The sequence below is a fragment of the Massilistercora timonensis genome, assembly GCF_048354975.1.
Taxonomy (GTDB): Bacteria; Bacillota; Clostridia; order Lachnospirales; family Lachnospiraceae; genus Massilistercora; species Massilistercora timonensis.
Window position 1 is genome coordinate 1 of record NZ_DBGCJQ010000125.1, and the last position, 2845, is coordinate 2845.

3 protein-coding genes are annotated in these 2845 nt (G+C 52.1%); all 3 read left to right on the plus strand.

The features are described from left to right. A partial coding sequence (gene hypF / locus ACML7B_RS10685) for a carbamoyltransferase HypF (protein ID WP_418541191.1) occupies positions 1 to 1986 on the plus strand: 1986 nt, incomplete at its 5' end. Positions 1987 to 2076: 90 nt separating this feature from the next. Further along, entirely contained in the window at positions 2077 to 2286 is a 210-nt protein-coding gene (locus ACML7B_RS10690) for a HypC/HybG/HupF family hydrogenase formation chaperone (RefSeq protein WP_022426401.1), read from the plus strand. Further along, positions 2286 to 2845: hydrogenase formation protein HypD (gene hypD / locus ACML7B_RS10695; protein ID WP_418541193.1), on the plus strand; the 560-nt coding region annotated here is incomplete at its 3' end. The genes ACML7B_RS10690 and hypD, both read left to right, overlap by 1 nt.

The window sequence follows — 2845 nt, forward strand, 5'->3', positions numbered from 1 at the left end:
ATCAACTGTACCTGCTGCGGTCCGAGACTGACGATCCTGGATTCGCTTCCTTATGACCGTGAACGGACCAGTATGAAGGAATTTCCCATGTGTCCCTCCTGTGCGGATGAGTACCATAACCCGGATACCAGACGCTATGATGCCCAGCCGGTGTGCTGTAATGACTGTGGCCCTGAGGTATACCTGGCGGGAAGAAAGGAACGGGGACGGGAGGCTATCACTTATACAAGGAAGATCATTGCTTCCGGCGGAATCGTGGCCATCAAAGGGATCGGTGGTTTTCACCTTTGCTGTGATGCTACCAGTGAGGAGGCTGTACAGCGGCTGCGGCAGCGGAAACGGCGTCCGGTGAAGCCTTTTGCAGTGATGGCACAGGATATGGAAGCTGTGAAGAAGATTTGTAAGGTCAGCGGGGAACAGGAGAAGATCCTTACCGGTCATCAAAAGCCGATCCTGCTGTTGGATAAGCTGCCGGGAGAAACGAGGCTTTGTGAGAGCATTGCACCCGGGAATCCCAAGGTGGGTGTCATGCTTCCCTATGCACCGGTTCAGCTGCTTCTTTTTCATTACGATGATGGGATCCGGATGCCCGGGCTTCTGGTAATGACCAGCGGAAATACTTCCGGGGCGCCGATCTGCAGAGATGATGAGGAGGCGGCAGAGGAGCTTTCCCATCTCTGTGACTGCATTCTTTCCCACAACAGGAAGATACGTATCCGGGCCGACGATTCGGTGATGGATTTCTATAAGGGTGAACCCTATATGATCCGCCGTTCCCGCGGGTATGCGCCTCTTCCGTTTATGGTCTCCACACCCTGGAAGGGCCAGGTGATCGCAGCAGGTGGAGAACTTAAGAACACCTTCTGCATTGGTGTGGATAACCGTTTTTATCCTTCCCCTTATGTGGGAGATCTTGAGGATCTTCGAACGGTAAAAGCCCTGAAGGAAACGATCGGGCGGTTGGAAACACTTCTGGAGGTGCAGCCGGAGGTAGTGGTCTGTGATCTTCACCCTAAATATAATTCCACAGTGGTGGCAGAGGAGCTAGGGCTTCCGGTTCTGAGGGTGCAGCATCATTATGCACACATTTTATCCTGCATGGCAGAAAATGACTGCGAAGAAAAGGTGATAGGGGTTTCCTTTGACGGAACAGGCTATGGAACCGATGGAACCATCTGGGGTGGAGAGCTCCTGGTTGCAGACTGTCAAGGATTTACAAGGCTTGGAAGTATAGAACCCTTTGTCCAGGTTGGCGGAGATATTTCCGCAAAAGAAGGCTGGCGGATCGCCGTTTCCCTGATCTGGCAGAATACGGGAAATCTGGAAAAAACCCTGGACACTGTCCGGAAACTGGGACTTTGCACAGATCAGGAAGCAAAGGTACTGGTGACTATGGCACAGCGGAAGATCAATGCCGTGACTTCCACCAGTGCAGGAAGACTTTTTGACGGAGTCAGTGCGATCCTGGGGATCCGGAGAGCGTCTACCTTTGAGGGAGAAGCGTCCACAGCACTGGAATTTGCGGCGGAGGCCTGGAGAAAGCAGCGGGAGATGCAGAAGAAAAATCCGGAAGAAAATCTGAAGATACGGATGTCAGAAAAGGAAGACATTCCGGAAAGCACAGGCATCTCAGAAGCGTCTGAAGATGAACGAAAATTTATTTTAAATACAGGTGAGATCGTTGCATATCTGGTCCGGGCAAGGCTTGCAGGAGAGGATCCCGGGAAGCTGGCTTATGGATTTCACCGGGCACTGGCAGATAAGATCCTTGCAGCCTGTGAGGAAGCAGAGCGGCAGACTGGAATCCGGAAAGTGGCATTAAGTGGCGGTGTCTTTCAGAACCGGCTGCTTCTGGAGCTGGTAGATGACGGCCTTACGGAAATGGGGTTTAAAGTTCTGAAGCACAGCCTGATCCCGCCGAATGACGGAGGGATCGCACTGGGACAGGCAGTGTATGGGATGGCTTATGTGCAGCGATACAGATAAATATAGATGAGATCATGCAGATACGGATCAAAAATGTTTTATGATAACGCATGGAGTATACAGCAGAAATGCAGGATGGGAGGCACAGATATGTGTGTAGGATTATCAGCAAAAGTAGTAAAGATCAGTGACGGAACAGCAGTGGTGGATGCAGGCGGCGCAAAGAGAGAGGTTTCCGCTCAGCTCCTGGGAGACCTGGAGCCGGGGGATTATGTGATGGTGCATGCAGGTGTTGCCATTGCAAAGATCACCGATGATGACGAGGAAGAGACAGACCAGCTGATGGAGGAACTGCTGTGATGGAAGAGAGGAAAAAAACAGCAAGAGAGATCATAGAAGGATATCAGGGACCGCCGGTGCGGATCATGGAGGTCTGCGGAACACACACCCACGAGATCTTCCGTCTGGGGATCCGCAAGCTTCTGCCGCCGCAGGTGGAGCTGATCTCAGGACCGGGATGTCCGGTCTGTGTAACACCGGTAGGATTTATTGACGAGGCCGTTTATCTTGCTCTGGAAAAACAGGTGACGATCTGCACATTCGGTGATCTTGTCCGCGTACCGGGAACAAAGAAAAGCCTTGCAGATGCCAGGGCAGAAGGCGCCAGGATACGGATCGTCTATTCACCGGCAGATGCAGAAAAATATGCGAAAGAGCATCCAAAAGAGCAGGTGGTATTTCTTTCCGTTGGCTTTGAGACCACCACGCCTGCCGGCTGTCTTTCCGTGAAAAAGGCCGGAGAGGACGGACTTTCCAATTATTCGCTCCTTGTGGCAAACAAGACCATGCCCCAGGCTTATCAGGCATTAAAGGGCAGTGCGGATGTGTTCCTTTATCCTGGACATGTCAATGCGATCAC

Bases quoted from the DNA above. Each gene is read 5' to 3' on its own strand.
- ACML7B_RS10690 (WP_022426401.1), top strand. From the start codon at position 2,077: ATGTGTGTAGGATTATCAGCAAAAGTAGTAAAGATCAGTGACGGAACA.